We start from the raw sequence: 24,705 nt of genomic DNA on the forward strand, positions 1-24,705 counted from the left end.
TTTCTCATCAGCGACAATACTTTCCGGGTAGGCATGGCCGCTTAATGATGTGAATTATCCAGGGAGAGGATAATGCCGTTCCATCTCGCCTGACGCATCCGGCGTCTGCTTACATCTCACATAACGGAAATGAATGAGGGGTACTGTAATGAAGGTGATGAAATGGGTTGTAGCTTCAATGGTAATGGGCGCAGTGTCGTTTTCGGCGGTTGCGGCCAAGGAAGTGACCAAAGAAGAAGTGAAAAAAATGAATCTTGAGAAGATCGGTACGGTGAACACCACGGCGGAAACCACCTCGCCGATGGACGCCAAACGCGAACTCTCTAAAAAGGCTGATGAAAAAGGAGGCAAATACTACCTGGTGATCGCCGGTCGTGAACACGGCAAATTCAGCGCCACCGCGGAAGTCTACAAGTAATCAGCTACGCAGCCAGACAAACTGCCAGGCATCCAGCGTAAGTGGCTGGGTGCCATCAATTTTCCTCTCTGTGATCGCATCCTGAAACAGGCGCGCCTCCGGCAGCGTCATCTCCACCGTTTTAGCGCTCAGATTAAACACGCACAGCAGGCCGCTATCCTCTTGCTGCGGCGGATGACGCCTTAGCACCAGCAGCGCGTTATCGCTGTCGTAGAGCCTCATGGGATTATCGGGATGAAAGGCGGGCTGGCGCGTGCGCAGCTGGATGAGCTGACTGAGGCGGGTATAGATGGCGTGGCGCAGGCTGTCGCCGTCCGCCAGCGCCGCTTCGATCGTCTTTAAATCAAACTTCTGCCGGTTGATGGCGCGGTTGTGGCCCGCCGCTTTAACGCCCTCGTAGTCGTTGCGCGAGCCGAGGATGCTCTGGATATAGATAGCGGGCACGCCGGGAAAGGCCAGCAGAATCGCGTGCGCCAGCAGAAAGCGGCGCAGGCGCGTGTCGTCGTCGTCGTTCTGATGGTTGAGCGCGTCAAGATAGGAGACGTTGATCTCATAGGGGCTGGTGGTGCCGTCGGGATTGTTTTTATAGGAGACCAGCGCCCCCTCCAGCGCCAGATCGCGCACCAGCGCCACAATTTCTACCTCAGAGAGGATGCCGCGCGCCGGGTTAAGGCCGATGCCGTCGTGCGAGGCGAGAAAGTTAAAAAAGGTGGTGCCGCCCTGGCCAGGCTCCAGCGCCCCCGCCCACTGGCGCAGCGCGCGTCCTGACCCGGAGTGGATAGCGTGCAGCACCAGCGGCGGCAGCGAAAACTGATAAACCATCTGCGCTTCGTCGTGGCCGTTGCCGAAGTAGCTGACGTTGTCTTTATGCGGCACGTTGGTTTCCGTGATGATCACCGTGCCGGGCGCGACGATATCAGCAATGGCGCGAAACAGCTTCACCAGCAGATGGGTTTTCTCCAGATGAATGCAGCGCGTGCCGGGCGTTTTCCACATATAGCCAACGGCGTCGAGGCGCACATAGTCCGCCCCTTTTTGCAGGTAGTCGAGCAGCACGTCCACCATGCGGATCAGCACCTCGGGGTTGCCGAAGTTAAGATCGATCTGATCGGCGCTGAAGGTAGTCCAGATAAAGCGCATTTCGCCGTTCGCCATCTCGAACGGCGTCAGCAGCGGCGAGGTGCGCGGCCGCGTCACGGCGCTGAGATCGGTGGCGGGCGGCATGCTGATAAAGAAGTCGTCCCAGCCGGGATCGAGCGCCAGATAGTGTTTAAACCAGGCGCTGTGGGCAGACATGTGGTTGCAGACAAAGTCGAACATCAGACGCGTTTCCTGATGCAGGCTGGCGACATCTGGCCAGTCGCCGCACAGCGGGTTGACCTGATGGTAATCAATAACGGAAAAGCCGTCGTCGGAGGAGTAGGGGAAAAAGGGCAGCAGATGCACCAGCGGAAAGGTGGACTGCAGATGCTGCTGATAGAAGCGGGAAAAGCTCTGCAGCGTCGGCACCTCCGCTTCGCGAAACTGATCGGCGTAGGTGATCAGCACGATATCCTGCTCGTCCCAGTGCGCCTTGCGCGGCAGCTTAACGGCGTCGCGTGCAGCAATAATGTGACTCAGTAAGCGCTCGCGCGCCGCCTGAGGAAAGGTATCAGCATAGATTTTGTCGAGCAGCGCTGTGATCGTTTCCATCGCGAATTGGGTGCCACGTCCCGGGTTGTTTTTTATGCAGGCGTGTTTTCAGCGTAGCGCTCAGGGAGGGATTTTCAACTTTACAGAGGTGGTTACGCGCGCCCGATCCAGAATCAGTCGGGCGCGCGTGGGGTTTAGCGTTTTTTGCCGAACGCCGCCGCCAGCGCATCGCCCATTGCGCTGTTGCCCGCAGGCTGGCTGTTCTGACGGCCGCGCGGTTTGGCGCCGCCGGCTGGACGTGCGCTGTCGCGCGGTGCGCTGCGGGCGCTGCTGCGCGCGTTGCTGTCGCCCGGCTGCTCATCCAGACGCATGGTAAGCGCGATGCGTTTGCGCGGCAGATCGACCTCCAGCACTTTTACCTTCACGATGTCGCCCGCTTTCACCACCTGATGCGGATCTTCAACGAACTTGTCCGACAGGGAGGAGATATGCACCAGACCATCCTGATGCACGCCGATATCGACAAAGGCGCCGAAGTTGGTGACGTTGGTCACCGCGCCTTCCAGCACCATGCCCGGCAGCAGATCGTTAAGGGTTTCGACCCCTTCGGCGAACTGCGCGGTTTTAAATTCAGGACGGGGATCGCGGCCCGGCTTTTCCAGCTCTTTGATAATGTCGGTGACGGTCGGCAGACCGAAGCGCTCGTCGGTAAAGTCGACCGCCTTAACGTTACGCAGGCTGGCGGGGTTACCCATCAGATCGCTTAGCGCCTGCTCGGTCGCCGCCAGAATGCGCTCCACCACCGGATAGGCTTCCGGGTGAACCGTTGAGGCGTCAAGCGGGTTGTCGCCGTGGTTGATGCGCAGGAAGCCGGCGCACTGTTCAAAGGCTTTCGGGCCGAGACGGCTCACTTTGAGCAGCTGCTGACGGTTCTGGAAACGGCCGTTTTCGTCGCGCCAGCTGACAATATTTTGCGCCATCATGCGCGTCAGACCGGCAACGCGCGTCAGCAGCGGCACGGAGGCGGTATTGAGATCGACTCCGACGGCGTTTACGCAGTCTTCCACCACCGCATCCAGCTTCTTCGCCAGCTGGCTCTGGCTGACGTCGTGCTGATACTGGCCAACGCCGATCGATTTCGGATCGATTTTCACCAGCTCCGCCAGCGGGTCCTGCAAGCGTCGGGCGATTGAGACCGCGCCGCGCAGCGAGACGTCGAGGTTCGGGAACTCCAGCGCCGCCAGCTCCGAGGCGGAATAGACCGAGGCGCCCGCTTCGCTGACGATCACCTTCTGCGCGGTAATGTGCGGATACTGTTTCTGCACCTCAAGGAAGAAGCGCTCCGTCTCGCGCGAGGCGGTGCCGTTGCCGATCGCCACCAGTTCTACCTGATGTCTGGCGCAGAGCGCGGCAACCACGGTGGCGGCTTTGGCCGCCTGGCCGGTGTGCGGATAGATGGTATCGGTCGCCACCAGCTTGCCGGTGGCGTCCACCACCGCAACCTTGACGCCGGTGCGCAGGCCGGGATCGAGGCCCATGGTGGCGCGCATGCCCGCCGGCGCCGCCATCAGCAGATCGTGCAGGTTACGGGCGAATACGTTGATCGCTTCGTCTTCGGCGCGCTCGCGCACCGTGCCCATCAGCTCGGTTTCCAGATGCAGCATCACCTTGATGCGCCAGGTCCAGCTCACCACCGCCTTGCGCCAGGCGTCGGCCGGGGCGCCGTTGAGGCGCAGGTTAAGATGCTCGGCGATCAGCGTTTCGCCGTAGCTTTCGCGCGGCGGCTCGTCGAACTGCGGATCGGCGTTCAGCGACAGCTGCAGCACGCCCTCGTTACGCCCGCGCAGCATCGCCAGCGCGCGGTGCGACGGCACGCTGTTCAGCGCTTCGTGATGATCGAAGTAGTCGCGGAATTTTGCCCCTTCCTGCTCTTTGCCCTCCACCACGCGCGATACCAGATGCGCGTTTTTCCACAGGTAGTCGCGCACCTTCGCCAGCAGCGTGGCGTCTTCGGCGAAGCGCTCCATCAGGATATAGCGGGCGCCGTCGAGCGCGGCGCGGACGTCGGCGACCCCTTTGTCCGCATCGACATACTGTGCGGCGAGCTGTTCGGGATCCTGCGACGCGTCCTGCCACAGGCTCTCGGCCAGCGGTTGCAGACCGGCTTCAATAGCGATCTGGCCACGGGTGCGACGTTTGGGCTTATAGGGCAGGTAGAGGTCTTCAAGTTCGGTTTTGCTGAGGGTGCCGTTAATGGCGCTGGCGAGTTCGCCGGTGAGTTTGCCCTGCTCGTCAATGGACTTCAGAATCGACTGGCGGCGCTCTTCCAGCTCGCGCAGATAGCCGAGGCGCGTCTCCAGCTGACGCAGTTGGGTGTCATCCAGACCGCCGGTCACCTCTTTACGATAGCGTGCGATAAACGGCACGGTGTTCCCTTCGTCCAGCAGACGTACGGCGGCTTCAACTTGCTCCGCACGCGCCTGCAGCTCACTGGCAATAATGTGGCTGAGATCTTTCATCATCGATTCTGTCTTGCTTACAGGGTTAAAAAACAGGGGACAGTTATACGGACTGAAAAGTGAAATTGCCAGCGATGGGGGCGGCTTTCAGCGATATTCTGAATCAGGCGTCCGGATAGGAAATCTCGTTGACGTACCAGAGCGCGGGACCCAGCGGCGTCTCTACCGTCACGGCGTCGCCCGGCTCTTTTTTCAGCAGCGCGCGCGCCATCGGCGAGTCGATAGAGATATAGTCTTTGCGGCCAAAAATCTCATCGTAGCCGACGATGCGAAAGCGTTTTACCTCGCCCTCGTCATTCTCCACCTCTACCCAGGCGCCGAAAAAGACTTTGCCGTCCTGCTGCGGTGAATAGTCGACAATGCGCAGCGATTCGAGGCTTTTTGTCAGGTAACGTACGCGGCGATCGATTTCGCGCAGGCGTTTTTTGTTGTACTGATAGTCAGCGTTTTCGCTACGATCGCCGAGGCTGGCGGCCCAGGTCACTTTTTTTGTGACTTCGGGACGCTCTTCGCGCCAGAGATAGTCGAGCTCGGCTTTCAGCTTATTAAAGCCTTCACGGGTGATCAGTCGGGTTTTCATACGTATCGACTCAGAAGCGGAAAAGCAGGCAGTGTAAAGCAAAGCAGGCGCGGCAAAAAAGAGTCGGGGAACAGGTTTTCAACGGTGAAAACCCTTTGTGTCGTTCCCCGGTGGCGAAAGGGGCAGGTACAAAAAGAGAAAAGGGCTTAAATCGTTATTTTCCCGCCACGGTGGCGGTGGTGGTAGAAGAAGAGGTGCCTTTGTCGCCGCCGCCAGCGGTCGCCAGCGCCACGCCGAGCAGCGCAGCAACGGCGCCGACGCCGATAGCGTTAGAGTTGCCCTGTGCGGTGGTGGAAGCCTGCGCGCCGGCAGCTTCGCCGGTTGCGGTCGCCGCCAGGGCCGGATTCAGAACGAGGGTGGCCAGCGCACCCAGCACTAACAACGTTTTTTTCATTATTGCTTTCCCTGTAGTGAAGCGAGTGAAAGCAGTGTGGTGCAATTCCCCCAGGGCGGAAAGAGAGCTTTACTGATTGATTTAGCGGGCTTTATTTTTAAATGGTCTGAATTGCAATAAAAATAGCGCAAATCCGAGAGAAGCATGCGGCACCGCGCGCAAAGGCTGGTATTTTATGCTGTTGGCGGGCCGGGCTGGCTAAAATTGCCACAGCCGGGCAAGGCGACGAATGGCGCTAAAGTCAAATCGCGCGTTAACTGGTTGATCTGCAAGTTTGATTAATAACGGGGGCGATTTTGCGACCGCCGATGGCGAGAAAAATCGCCTGACTTTCAGATTTGCCGCAAGCCTGAGCCGCAGCGCTTAACCGCGTGATTTTGCTCTCAACGCAGCGCTAAAATTAAAGATAAGCTCCTGTTTAATATGCTTTGTAACAATTTCGGCTAGAATATAAACCATTAATGACTGTCCCAGACAGACAACTTTTTTTAACAATATCGGCTCAGGCAATGGCGCCTTTGGGAGTAGAAAATGCAAGAGAACTACAAAATTCTGGTCGTTGATGACGATATGCGTTTACGTGCGCTGCTGGAACGCTATCTCACCGAGCAGGGCTTTCAGGTGCGCAGCGTCGCCAACGCCGAGCAGATGGATCGTCTGCTGACCCGCGAATCCTTTCACCTGATGGTGCTGGATCTGATGCTGCCGGGCGAAGACGGCCTGTCGATTTGCCGTCGTCTGCGCAGTCAGAGCAACCCGATGCCGATTATTATGGTGACGGCGAAAGGCGAAGAGGTCGATCGTATCGTTGGACTGGAGATCGGTGCCGACGACTATATTCCTAAGCCGTTTAACCCGCGCGAGCTGCTGGCGCGCATCCGCGCCGTGCTGCGCCGTCAGGCCAATGAGCTGCCGGGTGCCCCTTCGCAGGAAGAGGCGGTGATCGCGTTCGGCAAATTTAAGCTGAACCTCGGCACGCGCGAAATGTTCCGCGAAGATGAGCCGATGCCGCTTACCAGCGGTGAGTTCGCGGTGCTGAAGGCGCTGGTGAGCCACCCGCGCGAACCGCTGTCGCGCGACAAGCTGATGAACCTGGCGCGCGGACGCGAATACAGCGCGATGGAGCGCTCTATCGACGTGCAGATTTCCCGCCTGCGCCGCATGGTAGAAGAAGATCCGGCGCATCCGCGCTATATCCAGACGGTCTGGGGCCTGGGCTACGTATTCGTTCCGGACGGTTCTAAAGCATGAGGCGACTGCGCTTCTCGCCTCGCAGCTCGTTTGCCCGCACCCTGCTGTTGATCGTTACCCTGCTGTTCGTCAGCCTGGTAACGACCTATCTGGTGGTGCTCAACTTCGCCATTCTTCCCAGCCTGCAGCAGTTCAACAAGGTGCTGGCGTATGAAGTGCGCATGTTGATGACCGACCGGCTGCAGCTGGAAGATGGTACGCAGCTGGAAGTGCCGCCCGCGTTTCGCCGCGAGATCTATCGCGAGCTGGGTATTTCGCTCTATACCAACGCGGCAGCCGAAGAGAGCGGGTTGCGCTGGGCGCAGCACTATGAATTTCTGAGTGAGCAGATGGGCCAGCAGCTTGGCGGGCCCACCGACGTGCGCGTCGAGGTCAATAAAAACTCGCCGGTGGTCTGGTTGAAAACCTGGCTCTCGCCCGATATCTGGGTGCGCGTGCCGCTGACGGAAATCCATCAGGGCGACTTCTCGCCGCTGTTCCGCTACACCCTGGCGATTATGCTGCTGGCGATTGGCGGCGCCTGGCTGTTTATCCGCATCCAGAACCGACCGCTGGTGGACCTGGAGCACGCGGCGCTGCAGGTCGGCAAAGGCATTATTCCACCGCCGCTGCGCGAGTACGGTGCCTCGGAGGTGCGTTCGGTTACGCGCGCCTTTAACCAGATGGCCTCTGGCGTGAAGCAGCTGGCGGACGATCGCACCCTGCTGATGGCGGGCGTCAGCCACGACCTGCGCACGCCGCTGACGCGCATTCGCCTCGCAACCGAGATGATGAGTGCGGAGGATGGCTATCTCGCCGAATCGATCAATAAAGATATCGAAGAGTGCAACGCCATTATTGAGCAGTTTATCGACTATCTGCGCACTGGCCAGGAGATCCAGACCGAGCGCGCCGATCTCAACAGCGTGCTGGGTGAGGTGGTGGCGGCGGAAAGCGGCTACGAGCGCGAGATTGAGAACGCCGTGATGCCGGAAGAGCTGATGCTCGATATCAACCCGCTGTCGATCAAGCGTGCGGTGGCGAACCTGGTGGTGAACGCGGCGCGCTACGGCAATGGCTGGATCAAGGTGAGCAGCGGTCGCGAACTGCATCGCGCCTGGTTCCAGGTCGAGGATGACGGCCCGGGTATCAAGCCGGAGCAGCTGACCCATCTGCTGCAGCCCTTTGTACGCGGCGACAGCGCGCGCAGCACCAGCGGCACTGGCCTTGGGCTGGCGATTGTGCAGCGCATTATCGATGCGCATCAGGGATCGCTGGAGATTGGTGAGAGCGAGCGCGGCGGACTGCGCATTCGCGCCTGGCTGCCGCTGTCGGAGCAGGCTGCGCCGGGCAGCAGCGGTACGACGCAGAGCTGAGAGTAAGCGGGCGCGGCGATCGCCGCGCCCGAAGGTTTACAGCACCGGACCTGCTTTAACCAGCGCGGCGCCTGCCGCGTTATCGGTATACTTCTCGAAGTTGGTGATAAAGCGCTGCGCCAGATCGCGCGCCGCTTCATGCCACTTCTCTTCGCTTTCCCAGCTGCTGCGCGGATCGAGCGTGGCGGCGTTGAGCTGGCCCAGCGCTTTCGGCACCTGAAGGTTAAATACCGGCAGGGTCTCGGTTTCGGCATCGTCCAGCTCGCCAGCCAGAATCGCGTTGATAATCGCGCGGGTATCCTTCAGCGAAATGCGTTTGCCGCTGCCGTTCCAGCCGGTGTTGACCAGGTACGCCTGTGCGCCTGCCGCCTGCATACGCTTCACCAGCACCTCTGCGTACTGCGTCGGGTGCAGCGTCAGGAACGCCGCGCCGAAGCACGCAGAGAAGGTCGGCGTCGGCGCGGTGACGCCGCGCTCGGTGCCCGCCAGCTTGGCGGTAAAGCCGGAAAGGAAGTGATACTGCGTCTGTTCCGGCGTCAGGCGCGACACCGGCGGCAGCACGCCGAAGGCGTCGGCGGTCAGAAAGATCACTTTCTTCGCGTGGCCCGCTTTCGAGACCGGACGCACGATATTGTCGATATGGTCGATCGGGTAGGAGACGCGGGTGTTCTCGGTTTTGCTGTCGTCGTCATAATCGACGCTGCCGTCTTCGCGCACCACCACATTCTCCAGCAGCGCATTGCGGCGGATAGCGCGATAGATTTCCGGCTCAGCCTGCTCAGAGAGCCTGATGGTCTTGGCGTAGCAGCCGCCTTCGAAGTTAAACACGCCGTCGTCGTCCCAGCCGTGCTCGTCATCGCCAATCAGCTGGCGTTCCGGGTCGGTGGAAAGGGTGGTTTTACCGGTGCCGGAAAGACCGAAGAAGACCGCGACGTCGCCCGCTTTGCCGACGTTGGCCGAGCAGTGCATCGAGGCGATGCCGCGCAGCGGCAGCAGGTAGTTCATTACCGCGAACAGCCCTTTTTTCATCTCGCCGCCGTACCAGGTGCCGCCGATCAGCTGCATCCCTTCGGTCAGGTTGAAGGCCACGAAGTTTTCCGAGTGCAGCCCCTGCGCCTGCCAGTTGGGGTTGGTGCATTTCGCCCCGTTCAGCACCACGAAGTCAGGTTTAAAGGCGGCCAGTTCGCTTTCGCTCGGCTGAATAAACATATTTTTGACGAAATGCGCCTGCCAGGCCACTTCGGTGACGAAGCGCACGCTGAGGCGTGAGTCAGCATTAGCGCCGCAGAACGCGTCGACCACAAACAGACGCTTGCCGGAGAGCTGTTGGGTAACGCAGGCTTTCAGCTGCTGCCAGGTCTCCTGCGACAGCGGCTGGTTGTCATTTTTGCCTGTTCCTTGATCGTTCCACCACAGCGTGTCGCGGGTGGTATCGTCGCGGACGATATATTTATCCTTTGGCGAGCGACCGGTAAAAATGCCGGTATCCACCGCCACTGCGCCGCTTTGCGTCAGGGTGCCGCGCGCATAACCTTCCAGCTCGGGACGGAGTTCTTCGGTAAACAGCGTATCGAAATCGGGGTTGTGGACCACTTCGGTGGTGCCCTCGATGCCCAAAGCGGCAAGATCTTGCGAGGTCAGGCCGGTAACGCGCATGTGACTGCTCCTTAAATCGTTTTGGTACTGCACAGGCGAATAGTTAGAGGTGCCGCGCACGCCGTCGCCATGCTGCTGGGCGGATGCACGATCGCGCGCAGTGTACTCTTCTGAGCCTGTGGGAAAAGCGTTGTCCGTCAGAAATGCGAACCAGGGCGCGTTAAGCAGCAAAAAGAGCCGCTTTTGAAACTAAAGTTCGCGCGGGCGGGTTATTTTACTTTGTAAATTAAGGGGATATGGCGGGGAGGGAAAAGGGCGGCAAAGCCGCCCGAAGATAAATCAGTGGATGCTGTCGCTGTTTTCGCCTTCCGCGCCGCCTTTGCGGATCGCCGCAATGTCGACCGCGTCGTAGACGTAGTGCGTGCCGCAATAGTCGCAGTGCATATCGACCTGGCCATCCTCTTCGATGATCTCGTCCACCTCATGCTGAGGCAGGGTTTTCAGCACTTCGCCGCAGCGTTCGCGCGAGCAGGTGCATTTAAAGCTCACCGGCTGCGGATCGAACACCGTCGCCTCTTCCTGATGGTAGAGGCGCCACAGCACGTCGGTCACCGGCAGATCGATCAACTCTTCGCTCTTCACGGTTTCGGTCAACGTCGCCAGGTGGTTAAAGTCTTCGGTCTGCGTATCCTGCGCCGGCAGCACCTGCAGCAGAATGCCCGCGGCGCCTTTTTCATTGGTGCGAATAAACAGGCGGGTCGGCAGCTGTTCGGAACGCATAAAGTAGTCTTCCAGGCAGGCGGCCAGCGTCTCGCCTTCCAGACCGACGACGCCCTGATAGCGTTCGCCTTTCTCCGGCGAAATGGTGATCGCCAGATAGCCGGTGCCGACCATGCTTTTCAGGGTGGCGTCCGCAGGAATATCGCCCTTCACGCGCGCGACGCCGCGCAGCTCCTGGCGGTTATTGCCGTTGATGACCGCCAGCGAGAGCGGGCCGTCGCCCTGCAGCTGCACCGTGATGTCGCCGTCAAATTTCAGCGTGGCGGTCAGCAGGCTGGTCGCGACCAGCAGCTCGCCCAGCAGCGTCTGCACCGGGGCCGGATAGTCATGGTTTTTGATGATTTCCTGCCAGGTGTGGCTGACATTCACCAGCTCGCCGCGCACGGCCACATTCTCAAACAGGTAACGATGCAGTTGATCTTGTACAGACATAAATTTTCTCTCGTTGGGGCTAGGCCTGGTCGTCGCCCGTTAATTTAAATTTCATCAAATCGCGGCGCTCTTTTTTATCGGGGCGGCGATCGGGATGCGGCATGGTGAGCGCGTTCATCTTACGCGCCAGCGCCACCTTTTCCCGCTTCTCAATGCTGGCGGCGGTTTCGCTGTAGAGCTGCTGTGCCACCTCGGCCGGGCCGCGCTTGTCGCTCAGCGCGGTAACGATCACGGTGCGCTCGTCGTTGCCCTGGCGCAGCGTCAGCTCTGCGTCCAGCTCGACCAGCTTGCTCGGCTTGCTGCGCTGGCCGTTGTAGTGCACTTTGCCGCCTTCGATCATATCGCGCGCCAGCGAGCGCGTTTTGTAGAAGCGCGCCGCCCAGAGCCATTTGTCGAGGCGCACGCCTTCGCTGCTTTTCTCTTTCATTGCTGCTCCCGTTTACGCCAGCGCGCTGCACAGGGTGCGATAGTCGCGGACCGCCGCGTGACGCTGGAAGACCTGATCGGGACGCCCGGAGTCGGGGTTGCTGACGCCTAAACACCAGCCGATGCCCCAGCTTTTCGCCGCGTCGAGAATGGTCTCGTTGTCATCAATAAACAGCGTTCGCGGACGATCAAATCCGGTATGCTGCTCCACCGCCTGCCACAAGCGCGGGTCCTCTTTCGGATACCCAAAGGTATGGGTGGAAAGTAATAAATCAAGGTGCGGCGCAAGACCCGTCTGCGCCAGTTTGATATCCAGGTTATAGGGATGGGCGTTGGTGAGCAGAATGGTGCGTTTTCCCGCCCGACGCAGCGCCTGCAAAAACGGCACCGTATCTTCCCGCATCGCCGCCAGGCTTCGCTTTGCATAGGTCATAGCGCGAATATCCAGCGCCAGCTCCGCCGCCCAGTAGTCCAGACAATACCAGTTTAGCGTATGCGCCACTGCCTGGTACTTTGCGGCGATCAGCGACTCTGCTTCCGCCAGTGTAATGCCGCGGGTTTCGCTCAGCGTTAGCGGCACATGCTCCAGCCAAAAATGGCGGTCGAACGCCAGGTCCAGCAGGGTGCCGTCCATGTCCAGCAGCACGGTATCGATTTGCGCCCAGTTCAGCGTCATCAGGCAGGTTCTCCGATAAAAAGCGGGCGACAGGGTAGCACAGAAAGGGGCGGGAGAGAGCAGGGCGCCGAGTGGCGCCGCTGCGTCAGAACATCGAGCGTACGCTCTGCATGGTGCTGAGATTATGGTTGAAGCACTTGTCGTAGTACTGCTGAATATTTGCCATGCGCTGGCGGTTGCGGTGGATGCGGCGCAGCGCCAGCAGCGCGTTGACCAGCGCGCAGGCCAGCAGAACCACCAGCAGCAGGGTGGTGCCGAGATAGCGCCACATCGCCATCGCGTCCGGTTCGTTGTGTAGCGCGATATGGCGCGTGCCGTTGGCGTCAACCGACAGGCTGGTGATAATGCCGCTGGCGCTGAACGGCGTATGCAGCAGCATGCCGGAGAGGCGCTGCAGTTCGCGCCACTGCGACGGCGCATCGAGATCGAACAGCGACACCGTAGGCTGCGGCTGATTCACCAGCTGGCGTCCCTCATCGCTAACGATGAGGAATCCGCCCGGCGGCGGGCTGTTGAGGTTTTCTGCGGCGCGGCGCGTCTCGCGAAAGAAAAAGCTGGAGGTAGCGGTATTAACCAGGTTTTCCAGCGCTTCGGCGCTGACCGGACGCAGCAGCACATTCATGCCGTTCAGCTGCCCGGAGTCGGCGCGGCGCACCAGCGTATCCCAGTCTTTGGCGTTGCCGAGATTCACCAGCGCATTCTTCAGCCGCACACAGTCCTGCTGCTGGCTGCAGAGATCCTGGGTTTTCAGCACCAGGTCAGCAAAGTCGTCCAGCAAGATCATGCCCGATTTCTCAATCGCCGAGGCGAGCTGCGGGTTGAGCTTGGGATCGGTATTGGTTTCCGGGTGCAGCTGGCGCGTGGTCGCCTCCAGCAGCGCCGAGGCCTTATCGATAATATCTGACTGCGGCTCTGGCAGCGGCGAGGCGTTGTTCCAGTAGACGGCCGAGCAGTCGAACGGCATATAGGCGTAGCTGCGGTTGCTCTGGTAGTTATCGGGGACGGAGCACATGCCGGTGCCGTTAACTTTTAAAATATCGCCAACGTGCAGCGACTGCGCCGCCAGCTTATTCACGTCGTTCACTTCCAGGCTCTCGGTGCCCTTGATCCAGGCCATGCTGAGCTTGATTGGCATACTGAGCGGGATCCAGCTAATCAGCAGCGCCATCACCAGCAGCGAGCCGCAGGCCAGCACCACGTTTTTGCGCCAGCGCTGGATAGGGAAGTTGCGCACTTCGTCCTGCAGCGACAAAAAGCGCCCCTGACGCACCACCTGACGATTCAGGTAGATCTCAATATCGGTCGTCTGGCCGAGATCGTGAGCCACATAGGGTAGCCAGTGCGGTGGGTAGGCGAGATCGATAATGCCCAGCGTTATATTGCTCTGTTCCTGATTCGACTCGCCGAACAGGCCCCAGCGCTTGGGCGCGCCGCGCAGACAGTGAATGTCGCGCATGCGCTTTTGTGCCGGAATATGGAACAGCGACCAGACGCTGGCGCCGATCATGGCGCAGCCCAGAAGCGCCAGCCAGCCCATCAGCGAGGCGGGCACCAGCAGGCTGATAAAAAAGAGCAGAAAGGCGAAGGTGATGGTCACCGCCTCGCGCGTCCCGTCCGGCCGCGTCAGCTGATACTCTTCCAGCGTCTCTTTACGCACCTGCACCAGCTCGACGTTTTCGCTCTCTTCTTTACGTATCGAGGCGTTGGTTGAGCCAGGACGCACCAGCGCCGGCAGCGACGGCTGATCGGTGCCGTAGTTAACCAGCGAGTGGCCGTTAAGCGAGATCACCAGCGGAATGGTCTGGGTGCGGATCAGCTCAACGTAGTTCTCGTCGGTTATATACTGTTCCCAGTGCGGCGGCAGATGCACTTCTACTTCATCAAGATAGTAGCGCCACCTGTGGGGATCGTCGGTCGACAGGCCATAGCGGGTAATGGCGCGCGTCACGGGATAGACGTTGTTGCTCTGCGCGGTAAGCGTCAGATTGTCGAAGAGGGGATGCTTTTCACCGGGTACGGCGGGACGCGACTGCTTCGCAAGCGAGGCGACGTATTTTTCTACCGCATGACGTTCGTCGTCGGTGAGTTTGCGGCAGGGCGGACTGATAAATGGCAGCGGTTTCGCCAACGGCGGCCGATGCCGCATAGCGTACCAAAAGCCGATACCTGCCAAACCTGAGCAGACCAGCACTATGACCAATACAATAAGGATTGTGCTCATGCGTTGTTCAATGCAGCCAAAATCCTGCCTTCACTTTGGACTAATGCTCCCAGATAGAACTGTTATTTAAGACAATTTTGGCGGGAATAAACTATTCTGACAAGCTAAATGCCAGAGGAAATAACGCGCAAAATCATTAAATTAGAAGTTAATGCAGCATGCCTTGTCCGAATGTTAACCGGCAGAAACTGAATTAAACATCGGTCTTTTCTGAATTTTAACGCGCTATGTTGACTTATTGCAAAAGCGTTAACTGGCGCAGCCGTGTCCGTCAGAGCCTGATGCGGCGCGGCGTAGCGCGCTGAGGCTAAACTCGCTGTCGCACAATCGCCTGTGGTCAGGTAAGCTAATTTTTTTCCCGCACCGCGCGGCGTCGAATGTCTGAGGCTGATATGAAGAACCCGTTAAATAAACCCGACATCCTCAAAGTGGAAACCGTGGCGCGCTCGCGGCTGTTCACCGTTGAGTCAGTCGATCTCGCTTTTAGCAACGGCGCGCGGCGCGTTTATGAGCGCATGAAGCCTTCCGAGCGCGAGGCGGTGATGATTGTTCCGATTATCGACGGCGAGGTGGTGCTAATTCAGGAGTACGCAGTTGGGCTGGAAACCTATGAGCTGGGGTTCCCCAAAGGATTGATCGATCCAGGGGAGAGCGTCTTCGAGGCGGCAAACCGCGAGCTGAAAGAGGAAGTTGGCTTTGGCGCGGAGAAGCTGGAGTTTCTCAGCAAGCTGACCATGGCGCCTTCCTACTTCTCCAGCAAGATGAATATCGTGGTGGCGGAGGGGTTATACCCTGAACGGCTGGAGGGTGACGAGCCAGAGCCGCTTATTGAGCATCGCTGGCCGCTGGACAACCTGCTGGCGCTGCTGCAGGAGCCCGATTTCCGCGAGGCGCGCAACGTCAGCGCGCTCTTCCTGGTACGCGAGTGGCTGGTGCAACAGGGGCGACTGAGTTACTGACGGGAATGACACAGCCTGAAAGAGGTATGGGTTATCCTCTTACAGGCAGCTGAAAGGCTTGCAAGCGGGCCATCTCACCCGCACTAGCACATGACAAATAAAAAAGGCCGACATCGCTGTCGGCCTTTTTTGCTACTGGCTGCCGGGCTTAGAAAAGCTCGTGGCTCTCGCCGTTATCCATAATGGTGGTGCCGACGTCATGCACTGAGTATTCCGTCGGCTGGGTGCCGTTAATGAAATACTCCTGGCGCGTATTGCCGCCGCCGTTGGCCAGCTTGCCGGTGCTGCGATCGATGGTCACCGTGACGATGCCGTCCGGCGGCGTCAGCGGCTGCTCCGGCACGCCCTCCAGCGCGCTCTTCATATAGTCATCCCACGCCGGCTGCGCGCTTTTCGCGCCGCCTTCATAGCCGGAAATCTGGTCCGGGATGGCGCCTGACAGCGTGCTGCGGCCTAAATCGCGGCGCGCGTCGTCAAAGCCGATCCACACCGACGTCACCACGCCAGGGCCGTAGCCAGAGAACCAGGCATCCTTCGAGCTGTTGGTGGTGCCGGTTTTGCCGCCGATATCGTTGCGTTTCAGATCGCGCGATGCGCGCCAGCCGGTGCCCATCCAGCCTGGTTCGCCAAAGATATTGGAGTTAAGCGCACTCTTGATCAGGAACGACAGCGGGGTGTTGATCACATGCGGCGCATACTGCTGACCGTCCGGCTGCGGCTGAGCGGGAACCTGCTCCAGCGCCGGCTGCGGCGCAGGCTGGTTCTGGTTCTGATCGGAGGTGGCGACGTTTTCCACGCTCTCCTCGTTCAGCGCCAGCGCCTTGCGGGTTTCGCCGTAGATTACCGGCAGATTGCACTGCGGGCAGGCGATGCGCGGTTTCGCTTCAAAAATAACGCCGCCTTGCTCGTTCTCAATCTTGCTGATGAAGTAAGGGTCGATCAGGAAGCCGCCGTTGGCCATCACCGAGTAGCCGCGCGCCACCTGCATTGGCGTAAAGGAGGCCGCGCCGAGCGCCAGCGATTCGGTATGCACGATGTTCTGCGGCGGGAAGCCGAAACGCTGCAGATATTCCGCCGCGTAATCGACGCCCATCGCGCGCATGGCGCGCACCATCACCACGTTTTTCGACTGGCCTAAACCCTGACGCAGACGAATCGGGCCGTCATAGGTAGGCGGCGAGTTCTTCGGTCGCCAGTCCGCGCCCGCGCCCGCATCCCAGCGCGAAATCGGCACATCGTTTAGAATAGAGGCCAGCGTCAGGCCGCGATCCATTGCGGCGGTATAGAGGAACGGCTTGATGTTGGAGCCGACCTGACGCAGCGCCTGGGTGGCGCGGTTAAACATGCTCTGATTAAAGTCGAAGCCGCCAACCAGCGCGCGCACCGCACCGGTTTGCGGATCGAGCGACACCAGCGCGGAGTTGACGTCTGGCACCTGCGCCAGCCACCAGCTGTTATCAACTTTACGCACCCAAATCTGCTGACCCGTCTGCACCACCTGGGTGACGCTTTTCGGCGTTGGGCCCTGCACGGTATCCGATTTAAACGCGCGCGCCCAGCGGACGCCAGCGAGGCCCAGCGAGACGCTGGTGCCATCTTTCAGCATCGCGGTCGCTTCGTCGCTGCTGGCCTGCGTCACCACGGCTGGCAGCAGCGGACCGTAAGCCGGCAGCGGCTTCAGCGCTTTCAGGATCTGCTCCTGGCTCCAGGCGGGTTCGCCCACTTTCCACAGCACGCTGGTCGGCCCACGGTAGCCGTGACGCATATCGTAGGCCAGCACATTGTTGCGCACCGCCTCCTGCGCCGCCTGCTGCAGACGACGCGTTACGGTGGTATAGACCTTGTAACCGTCGTTATAGGCGCCGTCGCCGTAGCGCTTCACCATCTCCTGACGCACCATTTCGCTCAGATAGGGCGACGAGAAGGCGATTTCCGGGCCGTGATAGCTGGCATCCAGCGGCGCGCTGCGCGCTTCATCGTACTGCTGCTGGGTGATGTAATTCTGATCCAGCATGCGCGACAGCACCACATTGCGACGCGCCAGCGCGCGACTGTGGGAGTAGAGCGGGTTGAAGGTAGAGGGCGCCTTCGGCAGGCCGGCGATCATTGCCATTTCGCTCAGCGAAAGCTGATCTACCGGTTTGCCGAAGTAGACCTGCGCGGCGGCGCCGACGCCATAGGCGCGGTAGCCGAGATAGATCTTGTTCAGATAGAGCTCAAGGATCTCATCTTTATTCAGCAGCTGCTCAATACGGATGGCGAGAAACGCTTCCTTGATTTTGCGCATCAGCGTGCGCTCAGGGCTCAGGAAGAAGTTACGCGCCAGCTGCTGGGTAATGGTGCTGGCGCCCTGCGAGGCATGGCCGGACATCAGCGCGATGCTGGCCGCACGGAAAATGCCCACCGGATCCACGCCGTGATGCTCATAGAAGCGGCTGTCTTCCGTGGCGATAAAGGCTTTGATCAGCTCTGGCGGCATCTGCTGCAGAGTCAGCGGTATACGGCGTTTCTCGCCGTACTGGGCGATCAGTTCGCCGTCCGCGCTGTACACCTGCATGGGCGTCTGCAGGCGCACATCTTTCAGCGTGTTAACGTCGGGCAGCTGCGGCTCTATATATTTGTACAAGCCATAAATCGAGCCAGCTCCCAGCAAGATGCAACACACTGCAAGGATTAATAAATACTTTACGAACTTCACCTGGAGTTTCCCATCTGTTGTCGTTTGAGCAGTTTATAAACAACCGCGCGGTAGTATAAAGGCAAGCCAGACGCTTTGATATGTCCTTTTACCCCTGTAGATAAGGAGATCGCGCGCATGGCTTTACAGACATGGCAAGTCGGACTGGATATTCAGAATACGCAGCTCTGCGCTCTCGCTATACAGCGCCGGCGCGGCGGCTGGCAGCTGTGCCGCTGGTGGCAGCAAGGGCTGCCGCAAGATACGTTAAGAAACGGCGTGCTGCAATCTTCGCCTGAATTACAGGCGGCCCTGCGCCTGCTGCAACAGCAGCTGCCACAGCGCTATTCGCTGCGCGTTGGGCTGCCGGCACAGCTGGTGCTGCAGCGGCCGCTGGCGCTGCCAACCCAGCGTCTGCAGGAGCCTGCGCTGGGACGTTACGTGACGGCGGCGGCGCAGCGCCTCTTTCCGCTCGAGCCGGAAGCGCTGGCGCTCGACTACCGCGCCAGCGAAGCGGACCACCAGCTCTACGTGACCGCCGCCCGACAGGAGGCGATCGCCCGCTGGCTGACGCCGCTGCGGCAGAGCGCGCTGCGTCCGGCGGTGTTTGAGCTAACGACCCATGCGCTGGCGCTGACGGCACGCGCCGCAGGGCTGGACGCCGCCGCCGCGCTGCTGGTCTGTCATGACGCGCAGTGGCTCTGGTACAGCCGCGCCAGCGAGAGCGTCGTCGGCAGCGCCAGCCTGGAGAGCGCACCCGAGGCCGTAAGGCAGCGCTGTTTTCCTCAGGCCCGCACGCTGTACGGCTGCGCCCCGTCACCTGCTCAGCTGCCCGACGCCTACTCCGCTTTCTCGCCGTTCAGCCTCTTCGCTTATCGCCAGCCGCCGCTGCCGCAGCAGGAGGGGGCGTTCTGCATCGCCGCCGGGCTGGCGCTGCGCCCGGAGGACAGCTGATGATCGCGGTGAATATGCTGCCGTGGCGCCAGGCGCGCCTGCGCCGCCAGCGGCGCACCCTTCTTGGGCTGGCGGCGGCGCTGCTGCTGTTGCTGGCTGTGAGTGCGGCCTCAGCGCTCTGGCGTCTTGACCGCATCGGACAGCAGCTGCGAAGCGCGCAGAACGAGGCGCACGACGCGCTGACGGCGATCGCTCTGCGGATTAGCCAGCGGCGCGACCTGCAGCAGCAGCTGGTGGTGCAGCAGGCAAGGTGGCAGCGCGCGCGGCGTCATGCCGATGACCTGATGCGCTGGCATCGCTTCTGGCAGATGCTGCCGGCGCTGTTGCCCGAGCGCATCTGGCTGGAACGGGTGGAGAAGATGCCGACGCAGCTGCGCATTGAGGGGCGGGCGCAGGAGATGCAGGCGATAGGCGAACTGCGGCGGCGTCTCGACGAGGTGACGCTCTTCGCGGCGGTGCGGCAGGGCAACGTCGAGCGTCAGCCAGATGGCGTTTACCGCTTTGCGCTGCGCGCGCGTCTTGCGGAGCCCGCCGATGAATAGTGTGCTGGAGCGCTGGTTCCATCTGCCGCTGCGCCAGCAGACAGTCACGATGGCGGCGTGCTGCGCGGTGCTGGCGCTGGCGGTATGGCTGCTGCTTTTGCGGCCGCAGCGTTTAGCGCAGCAGGCGCTGCGCGCCGATATCGCCCGGCTTGAACAGCAATATCAGCAGCGGCTGGCGCAGCTCCGTACGCTGCCAGACGAGGCGCAGCTGCGTGCGCAGCTCGCCGAAAGCGCGCTTCCACCTGAGGCGTCGTCTCACGCCGCGCCGCTCGACGCCGTTCTGGCGGCGCGCGGCAGCCAGCTGGAGGCCTGGCAGCCCGAATCGGAGCCGCGCGCCCTGACGCTGCTGCTGGGGTGGGAGCAGTTTCTGCCGCTGTTTGCCGAGCTGGCGCGCACCACAACACCCTCTCCCGCGCGCTTCCTGCTGGAGGCGCGGCAGGGAAAGGTGCAGGCGAAACTCTGGCTGGAGAGCGACGATGCGCGCTAAATGGCTGCTTCTCTGGCTGGCGGCATCCCTGCTCCACGCCGCGCCGCGCGATCCGTTTCAGCCGCCGGATAACCGGTGCCAGCCGCCAGCAGCGCTTACCGGGTGGCGGCTGCAGGGCGTGCTGGGACGTGCGCCGCGCCTGCGCGCCTGGCTGACGTCGCCGCAGGACGCAGTGATTAAGATCGCGGCGGCGGATCCCCTGCCGCTGCCGGGCTGGCGACTGAGCGCCATCGCGCCGCGCAGCCTGACGTTCACTACAGGCAGCGACTGCGCGTTGCACAGCGTCACACTCTCTCTCAAAGGAAGCGCTTATGCTCAGGATGGCTCTCTTACTGCTGGTGTGCCTCTGGCTGATGCCCGCGCAGGCCAGTGATAACGCCAGCGACGGCGAACATGATCCGCGGCTCAGCCTTAATTTCGACGACGCGCCGGTCGAGCGCATTCTGCAGGCGCTGGCGGATTACCAGCGCGTTAATCTGCTTATCGCCCCTGGGGTGGAGGGCAGGCTGTCGCTGCGGCTTGAGGATGTGCCCTGGCGACAGGCGCTGTCGCTGGTGACGCGGCTGGCGGAGCTTACCGTTGTGGAAGAGGAGAAGGTGCTGCTGATCTATCCCGACAGCTGGCGGCAGCGAAAAGAGCAGCAGGCGCAGGCGGTCAGCGCGCAGCAGGCACCGCTGGCGCTGCGCGCCGTCACGCTACGCTACGCCAGCGCGGCGGAGGTCTACCGCAGCTTTCAGGGGGCGCGGCCATCGCTGATGACGCCGCGCGGCAGCGTGACCCTCGACGCGCGCGCCAACGCGCTGCTGCTGCGCGATACATCGGAGGCGCTCAGGGATGCCGAACGCTGGCTGCAGGCGCTTGATGTGCCGCTTGAGCAGGTAGAGCTGGCGGCGCATATCGTTACCATTAGCGAGGAGAGGCTGCGGGAGCTTGGGGTGAACTGGAACCTGCCAGCCAGTTCGGATGCGATGACCGCTGCGCTGCGCAACCCCCGGCTAACGATTCCGCTGGCGGCAAATGCGCCGGGCATAACCGCAGGCGTAACGCTGGCGCGGGTCGACGGACGGCTGCTCGATCTGGAGGTGAGCGCGCTGGAGCAGGAAAACCAGGTTGAGATTATCGCCAGCCCGCGCCTCTTCACTTCACATCAGCAGAAGGCGACGATCAAGCAGGGCAGCGAGATCCCCTATGAGGTCTCGGCGGGCAACAGCGGCGCGACCACCATCGAATTCAAAGAGGCGGTGCTCGGCATGGAGGTCACGCCCAACGTGCTGGGCAACGGACGCATTCAGCTGAAAATCCGCATCAGCCAGAACGTGCCGGGCCGCGTGGTTGAAAACGGCGACGGCAGCATCCTCTCCATTGATAAGCAGGAGATTGAAACCCAGGTCACGCTAAAAGATGGTGAAACCCTGGCGCTGGGCGGTATTTTTCAGCAGCAGCGCAGCCAGGGCGAAAGCCGCGTGCCGGTGCTGGGCCATATTCCGCTGCTGGGATCGCTGTTTCGCCATCAGACGGCGGAAAATAAAAAGCGTGAGCTGGTTATCTTCATTACGCCGCGATTGGTCAGGGAAGCAGCGCTTACCGCCGGATAAACCGGAAAATGCGCTCCCCAGTGCCAACTGCGTTGACGCAGGACAGGAATTAGCTTACAAGGTTTAGCGATTTTTAGAACGCTGTAACCGTCCCGACGGCGCGTATCCGTCAGGGTCAGATATCTCTTCTGAAGGCGGCGCGTAAAAAGCGCAGCGCTAATGCGCATCGTTTCGCATATCGCACACCGGCCCCGCAAGGGGAATGCCGGAGGGCGATTTATTCGGTTGCCAAACGCCCTTGAGTGTTGAGATAATTTTTCGTCTGACTCTTGCTAACGCTCATGAGGTCTCAGTTCCTGTCCCGCCAGCTATTTAGCTGCACGCGGGGTATCATCAACGAATTCTTAGTAATACCGACAAAATGGCAGAGAAACGCAATATCTTTCTGGTTGGGCCGATGGGTGCCGGCAAAAGCACTATTGGTCGTCAGTTAGCTCAGCAACTCAATATGGAATTTTTCGATTCCGATCAGGAAATTGAGCGACGTACCGGAGCGGATGTGGGCTGGGTATTTGACGTCGAGGGCGAAGCTGGATTTCGTGACCGCGAAGAAAAAATCATTAACGAGCTGACCGAAAAGCAGGGCATTGTCCTGGCGACCGGCGGCGGTTCCGTCAAATCTCGGGAAACACGCAATCGTCTCTCCGCCCGTGGTGTCGTGGTCTATCTTGAAACCACCATCGAGAAACAGCTGGCACGCACGCAACGCGATAAAAAGCGTCCGCTGCTGCAGGTTGATTCGCCGCCGCGTGAAGTACTGGAAGCGCTGGCGGGCGAGCGTAACCCGCTCTATGAAGAGATCGCGGATGTCACCATTCGTACTGACGATCAAAGTGCGAAAGTGGTGGCCAACCAGATTATCCACATGTTGGAAAAAAACTGATCTAACGCCGAAAGGCTCAGTAACAGGTATCGAGCATCATGGAGAAGATCACCGTCTCACTGGGAGAGCGTAGCTATCCCATCACCATTGCCGCCGGACTGTTCAAGGATCCGGCTTCTTTTTGGCCGCTAAAGGCGGGCGACAATGCAATGCTGGTTACCAACCAGACGCTGGAGCCGCTCTATCTTGATAAGCTCTCGGCGCTGCTGACGGCCGCAGGCGTCAAAGTGGACCAGGTGATTCTACCCGATGGCGAGCAGTACAAAACGCTGGCCGTGATGGATGAAGTCTTTACCGCGTTACTACAAAAGCCGCACGGCCGCGACACCACGCTTATTGCGCTGGGCGGCGGCGTGATCGGCGATCTTACCGGCTTTGCGGCCGCCAGCTATCAGCGCGGCGTGCGCTTTATTCAGGTGCCCACCACGCTGCTGTCGCAGGTCGATTCGTCGGTCGGCGGCAAAACGGCCGTTAACCATCCGTTAGGCAAAAACATGATCGGCGCCTTCTACCAGCCTGCATCGGTGGTGATCGATACCGACTGTCTGCGCACGCTGCCGCCGCGCGAGCTTGCTTCAGGCCTGGCCGAAGTGATCAAGTACGGCATCATTCTGGACGGCGAGTTCTTTAGCTGGCTGGAGCAAAATCTGGATGCGCTGCTGGCGCTGGATGAACAGGCGACAGCCTGGTGCATTCGCCGCTGCTGCGAGCTTAAGGCGGAGGTGGTGGCGGCCGACGAGCATGAACACGGCCAGCGCGCGCTGCTCAATCTGGGCCACACCTTCGGCCACGCTATCGAAGCGCATATGGGCTACGGCAACTGGCTGCACGGCGAAGCCGTCGCGGCGGGGATGGTTATGGCGGCGCGCACGGCGCAGCGTCTGGGCCAGTTCAGCGAAGCCGACACCCAGCGGATTATCGCGCTGCTGCAGCGCGCAGGTCTGCCTGTGCACGGCCCGGAAAGCATGAAGGCGGAGGATTATCTGCCGCATATGCTGCGCGACAAAAAGGTGCTGGCGGGCGAGCTGCGGCTGGTGCTGCCGCTGGCGTTAGGCCGCTCTGAAGTGCGCGGCGGCGTGGCGCATGATATGGTGCTGGCTGCGATTAACGACTGTCAGAAACCCTGAACATAAGCAGTTAAGTGGTGACGCGGCGCGCGGGGTGCGCATGGCCGAATGCCGCTTTACGGAGGAGGCAAAATGGATGAGTTTAAACCCGAAGACGAGTTAAAACCTGACGCCAGCGACCGCCGTCCCTCGCGCCCGCGTAAGACGTCTTCTACCCCTAAAGTGCCGGTTTCACGCCAGCATATGATGATGGGCATCGGCATCCTGGTGCTGCTGCTGCTGGTGCTCGGCATCGGATCGGCGCTGAAAGGCCCGGATGAGAGCAAGCCGACCGCCGGAAACGGCGCCGGTAGCGCCCCCTCTTCTGCGGGTGGAAACGGCGGTGAGAAAAGCATCGATCTCTCAGGCTCAACCACAATGAGCGGCGGTCAGACCGCGCCTGCGGAAAACGCCGCGACAGGCAGCGCGCCGGCCGACGGCAGTACGCCGCGCGACGTCTCTATGCCGCCCGTCTCCTCTACGCCGACGCAGGCGGCGCCGGTTGAAGCGCCTGCCAGTCAGCAGCGCGTAACCCTGCCAGGCGATCTCAACAGCGCGCTAACTAATCAGCAGCAGCAGGTTGATAGCGCCGCACAGGGCGGCAGCTCGCTGCCGACCGCGCCTGCGACCATTAGCGGCAGCGCCGGCAACAGCAGCAACAGCACCATTAGCGCGCCTGCGGCGACGCGTCCGGCCACGCAGCGTCCCGCCGCGCAGCCGCATACGTCACGCGAACCTGCGCATAAATCCTCAACCGCCAGCCGACCCGCAGCCAGCGACAGCCGCACCCATACCACGCCGGCGCGTCCAGCGCTTAACGGCGCGACAGGCAGCAGCACAGCAGCCAGCAGCGCGTCCGGCAGCGGCGGCGCAGCCAAATCTGTGCCGGGTGGCAATTACACCCTGCAGCTGAGCGGCGCCTCGCGCGCAGAGAGCCTGAACGCCTGGGCGAAGAAGCAGAACCTCAGCGGCTATCATGTCTATAAAACCACCCGCAACGGCCAGCCGTGGTACGTGCTGGTGAGCGGCTCTTACGCCACCTCGGCGGACGCCCGACGCGCCGTCGCCTCGCTGCCTGCGGAAGTTCGCGCGCAGAATCCCTGGGTGAAGCCCGTAAGTCAGGTTAAGAAAGAAGCCAGCCAGTAAACCATGTGGGGCCGGCGAAGCCGGCCCCGTTGTTAAGCGCCGTTCTGCTGTCGGTCCGCCACAGCTCCACAATAAG

22 protein-coding genes are annotated in these 24,705 nt (G+C 60.8%); 12 read left to right on the plus strand and 10 right to left on the minus strand.

Features of this window, described 5'->3' with window-relative positions:
• Positions 1–148 precede the first annotated feature (148 nt).
• The gene (locus tag LB453_RS03635; RefSeq protein WP_103796339.1) at positions 149–418 is read left to right on the plus strand and encodes a YdgH/BhsA/McbA-like domain containing protein; all 270 of its coding nucleotides are present in this window, start codon (positions 149–151) and stop codon (positions 416–418) included.
• On the opposite strand, the gene LB453_RS03640 is transcribed toward LB453_RS03635, so the two are convergent.
• The 4 genes from LB453_RS03640 to yjbE all read right to left on the minus strand — a co-directional run bounded on the left by LB453_RS03640 (position 419) and on the right by yjbE (position 5,543).
• Complete coding sequence (locus LB453_RS03640) at positions 419–2,110, minus strand: alpha-amylase family glycosyl hydrolase (protein ID WP_103796340.1); 1,692 nt, start codon at positions 2,108–2,110, stop codon at positions 419–421.
• A gap of 134 nt (positions 2,111–2,244) precedes the next feature.
• Complete coding sequence (locus LB453_RS03645) at positions 2,245–4,572, minus strand: Tex family protein (RefSeq protein ID WP_103796341.1); 2,328 nt, start codon at positions 4,570–4,572, stop codon at positions 2,245–2,247.
• Between the two features lie 100 nt (positions 4,573–4,672).
• Positions 4,673–5,149, minus strand: coding sequence for a transcription elongation factor GreB (greB, locus tag LB453_RS03650; protein ID WP_103796342.1), 477 nt, complete (start codon positions 5,147–5,149; stop codon positions 4,673–4,675).
• A 154-nt stretch (positions 5,150–5,303) separates the two neighbouring features.
• Positions 5,304–5,543 (minus strand): exopolysaccharide production protein YjbE, encoded by a 240-nt coding sequence (yjbE, locus tag LB453_RS03655; RefSeq protein WP_103796343.1) that lies wholly within the window; start codon positions 5,541–5,543, stop codon positions 5,304–5,306.
• A 531-nt stretch (positions 5,544–6,074) separates the two neighbouring features.
• Between yjbE and ompR the strand changes: the two genes are divergently transcribed.
• Positions 6,075–6,794 (plus strand): two-component system response regulator OmpR, encoded by a 720-nt coding sequence (ompR, locus tag LB453_RS03660; protein WP_001157751.1) that lies wholly within the window; start codon positions 6,075–6,077, stop codon positions 6,792–6,794.
• Positions 6,791–8,149: a two-component system sensor histidine kinase EnvZ gene (gene envZ / locus LB453_RS03665; RefSeq protein WP_103796344.1), complete on the plus strand. Its 1,359-nt coding sequence runs from the start codon at positions 6,791–6,793 to the stop codon at positions 8,147–8,149. Before ompR ends, envZ begins: the two co-directional genes overlap by 4 nt.
• Positions 8,150–8,185: 36 nt before the next feature.
• Here envZ and pckA read toward each other — a convergent pair whose 3' ends face one another.
• From pckA to LB453_RS03690, 5 genes are all read right to left on the minus strand, one after another.
• Entirely contained in the window at positions 8,186–9,805 is a 1,620-nt protein-coding gene (gene pckA, locus LB453_RS03670) for a phosphoenolpyruvate carboxykinase (ATP) (RefSeq protein WP_103796400.1), read from the minus strand.
• Positions 9,806–10,084: 279 nt separating this feature from the next.
• Positions 10,085–10,957 (minus strand): Hsp33 family molecular chaperone HslO, encoded by an 873-nt coding sequence (gene hslO / locus LB453_RS03675; protein WP_103796345.1) that lies wholly within the window; start codon positions 10,955–10,957, stop codon positions 10,085–10,087.
• Between the two features lie 19 nt (positions 10,958–10,976).
• On the minus strand, positions 10,977–11,384 hold the full coding sequence (gene hslR, locus LB453_RS03680; RefSeq protein ID WP_103796346.1) for a ribosome-associated heat shock protein Hsp15: 408 nt from the start codon (positions 11,382–11,384) through the stop codon (positions 10,977–10,979).
• Positions 11,385–11,396: 12 nt separating this feature from the next.
• Entirely contained in the window at positions 11,397–12,059 is a 663-nt protein-coding gene (gene yrfG / locus LB453_RS03685; RefSeq protein ID WP_103796347.1) for a GMP/IMP nucleotidase, read from the minus strand.
• Positions 12,060–12,144: 85 nt separating this feature from the next.
• Entirely contained in the window at positions 12,145–14,280 is a 2,136-nt protein-coding gene (locus LB453_RS03690; RefSeq protein WP_103796348.1) for an intracellular growth attenuator family protein, read from the minus strand.
• Positions 14,281–14,672: 392 nt separating this feature from the next.
• Between LB453_RS03690 and nudE the strand changes: the two genes are divergently transcribed.
• Positions 14,673–15,239 carry an ADP compounds hydrolase NudE gene (gene nudE / locus LB453_RS03695; RefSeq protein WP_103796401.1) on the plus strand — a complete coding sequence of 189 codons (567 nt, stop codon included), beginning with the start codon at positions 14,673–14,675 and terminating at the stop codon, positions 15,237–15,239.
• A gap of 148 nt (positions 15,240–15,387) precedes the next feature.
• Here the strand turns inward: nudE and mrcA are convergent, their stop codons facing one another.
• Positions 15,388–17,937 (minus strand): peptidoglycan glycosyltransferase/peptidoglycan DD-transpeptidase MrcA, encoded by a 2,550-nt coding sequence (gene mrcA, locus LB453_RS03700; protein ID WP_224481597.1) that lies wholly within the window; start codon positions 17,935–17,937, stop codon positions 15,388–15,390.
• Positions 17,938–18,054: 117 nt separating this feature from the next.
• Between mrcA and pilM the strand changes: the two genes are divergently transcribed.
• From pilM to LB453_RS03740, 8 genes are all read left to right on the plus strand, one after another.
• Positions 18,055–18,870 (plus strand): pilus assembly protein PilM, encoded by an 816-nt coding sequence (pilM, locus tag LB453_RS03705; protein ID WP_103796350.1) that lies wholly within the window; start codon positions 18,055–18,057, stop codon positions 18,868–18,870.
• Entirely contained in the window at positions 18,870–19,412 is a 543-nt protein-coding gene (locus LB453_RS03710) for a PilN domain-containing protein (protein WP_103796351.1), read from the plus strand. The genes pilM and LB453_RS03710 overlap by 1 nt, the downstream gene beginning before the upstream one ends.
• Positions 19,405–19,899 (plus strand): hypothetical protein, encoded by a 495-nt coding sequence (locus LB453_RS03715; RefSeq protein WP_103796352.1) that lies wholly within the window; start codon positions 19,405–19,407, stop codon positions 19,897–19,899. The genes LB453_RS03710 and LB453_RS03715 overlap by 8 nt, the downstream gene beginning before the upstream one ends.
• The gene (locus LB453_RS03720) at positions 19,889–20,272 is read left to right on the plus strand and encodes a HofP DNA utilization family protein (RefSeq protein ID WP_103796353.1); all 384 of its coding nucleotides are present in this window, start codon (positions 19,889–19,891) and stop codon (positions 20,270–20,272) included. The genes LB453_RS03715 and LB453_RS03720 overlap by 11 nt, the downstream gene beginning before the upstream one ends.
• Positions 20,211–21,494 (plus strand): DNA uptake porin HofQ, encoded by a 1,284-nt coding sequence (gene hofQ, locus LB453_RS03725; RefSeq protein ID WP_224481598.1) that lies wholly within the window; start codon positions 20,211–20,213, stop codon positions 21,492–21,494. The genes LB453_RS03720 and hofQ overlap by 62 nt, the downstream gene beginning before the upstream one ends.
• Positions 21,495–21,855: 361 nt before the next feature.
• Positions 21,856–22,377, plus strand: coding sequence for a shikimate kinase AroK (gene aroK / locus LB453_RS03730; protein WP_033753090.1), 522 nt, complete (start codon positions 21,856–21,858; stop codon positions 22,375–22,377).
• A 38-nt stretch (positions 22,378–22,415) separates the two neighbouring features.
• On the plus strand, positions 22,416–23,504 hold the full coding sequence (aroB, locus tag LB453_RS03735; protein WP_103796355.1) for a 3-dehydroquinate synthase: 1,089 nt from the start codon (positions 22,416–22,418) through the stop codon (positions 23,502–23,504).
• Between the two features lie 72 nt (positions 23,505–23,576).
• The gene (locus tag LB453_RS03740; protein WP_103796356.1) at positions 23,577–24,629 is read left to right on the plus strand and encodes an SPOR domain-containing protein; all 1,053 of its coding nucleotides are present in this window, start codon (positions 23,577–23,579) and stop codon (positions 24,627–24,629) included.
• Positions 24,630–24,705: the final 76 nt, after the last annotated feature.

The organism is Pantoea agglomerans (assembly GCF_020149765.1).
GTDB lineage: Bacteria > Pseudomonadota > Gammaproteobacteria > Enterobacterales > Enterobacteriaceae > Pantoea > Pantoea alvi.

What these genes read in the sequence shown, in the direction of transcription:
- LB453_RS03710 (WP_103796351.1), top strand. Translation starts at nt 18,870, where the DNA reads ATGATCGCGGTGAATATGCTGCCGTGGCGCCAGGCGCGCCTGCGCCGC.
- yjbE (WP_103796343.1), bottom strand. Translation starts at nt 5,543, where the DNA reads ATGAAAAAAACGTTGTTAGTGCTGGGTGCGCTGGCCACCCTCGTTCTG.
- LB453_RS03640 (WP_103796340.1), bottom strand. Translation starts at nt 2,110, where the DNA reads ATGGAAACGATCACAGCGCTGCTCGACAAAATCTATGCTGATACCTTT.
- LB453_RS03690 (WP_103796348.1), bottom strand. Translation starts at nt 14,280, where the DNA reads ATGAGCACAATCCTTATTGTATTGGTCATAGTGCTGGTCTGCTCAGGT.
- yrfG (WP_103796347.1), bottom strand. Translation starts at nt 12,059, where the DNA reads ATGACGCTGAACTGGGCGCAAATCGATACCGTGCTGCTGGACATGGAC.
- envZ (WP_103796344.1), top strand. Translation starts at nt 6,791, where the DNA reads ATGAGGCGACTGCGCTTCTCGCCTCGCAGCTCGTTTGCCCGCACCCTG.
- LB453_RS03635 (WP_103796339.1), top strand. Translation starts at nt 149, where the DNA reads ATGAAGGTGATGAAATGGGTTGTAGCTTCAATGGTAATGGGCGCAGTG.
- ompR (WP_001157751.1), top strand. Translation starts at nt 6,075, where the DNA reads ATGCAAGAGAACTACAAAATTCTGGTCGTTGATGACGATATGCGTTTA.
- aroB (WP_103796355.1), top strand. Translation starts at nt 22,416, where the DNA reads ATGGAGAAGATCACCGTCTCACTGGGAGAGCGTAGCTATCCCATCACC.
- hofQ (WP_224481598.1), top strand. Translation starts at nt 20,211, where the DNA reads ATGCTCAGGATGGCTCTCTTACTGCTGGTGTGCCTCTGGCTGATGCCC.
- LB453_RS03720 (WP_103796353.1), top strand. Translation starts at nt 19,889, where the DNA reads ATGCGCGCTAAATGGCTGCTTCTCTGGCTGGCGGCATCCCTGCTCCAC.
- pckA (WP_103796400.1), bottom strand. Translation starts at nt 9,805, where the DNA reads ATGCGCGTTACCGGCCTGACCTCGCAAGATCTTGCCGCTTTGGGCATC.
- pilM (WP_103796350.1), top strand. Translation starts at nt 18,055, where the DNA reads ATGGCTTTACAGACATGGCAAGTCGGACTGGATATTCAGAATACGCAG.
- greB (WP_103796342.1), bottom strand. Translation starts at nt 5,149, where the DNA reads ATGAAAACCCGACTGATCACCCGTGAAGGCTTTAATAAGCTGAAAGCC.
- nudE (WP_103796401.1), top strand. Translation starts at nt 14,673, where the DNA reads ATGAAGAACCCGTTAAATAAACCCGACATCCTCAAAGTGGAAACCGTG.
- aroK (WP_033753090.1), top strand. Translation starts at nt 21,856, where the DNA reads ATGGCAGAGAAACGCAATATCTTTCTGGTTGGGCCGATGGGTGCCGGC.
- LB453_RS03645 (WP_103796341.1), bottom strand. Translation starts at nt 4,572, where the DNA reads ATGATGAAAGATCTCAGCCACATTATTGCCAGTGAGCTGCAGGCGCGT.
- LB453_RS03715 (WP_103796352.1), top strand. Translation starts at nt 19,405, where the DNA reads ATGAATAGTGTGCTGGAGCGCTGGTTCCATCTGCCGCTGCGCCAGCAG.
- hslO (WP_103796345.1), bottom strand. Translation starts at nt 10,957, where the DNA reads ATGTCTGTACAAGATCAACTGCATCGTTACCTGTTTGAGAATGTGGCC.
- LB453_RS03740 (WP_103796356.1), top strand. Translation starts at nt 23,577, where the DNA reads ATGGATGAGTTTAAACCCGAAGACGAGTTAAAACCTGACGCCAGCGAC.
- hslR (WP_103796346.1), bottom strand. Translation starts at nt 11,384, where the DNA reads ATGAAAGAGAAAAGCAGCGAAGGCGTGCGCCTCGACAAATGGCTCTGG.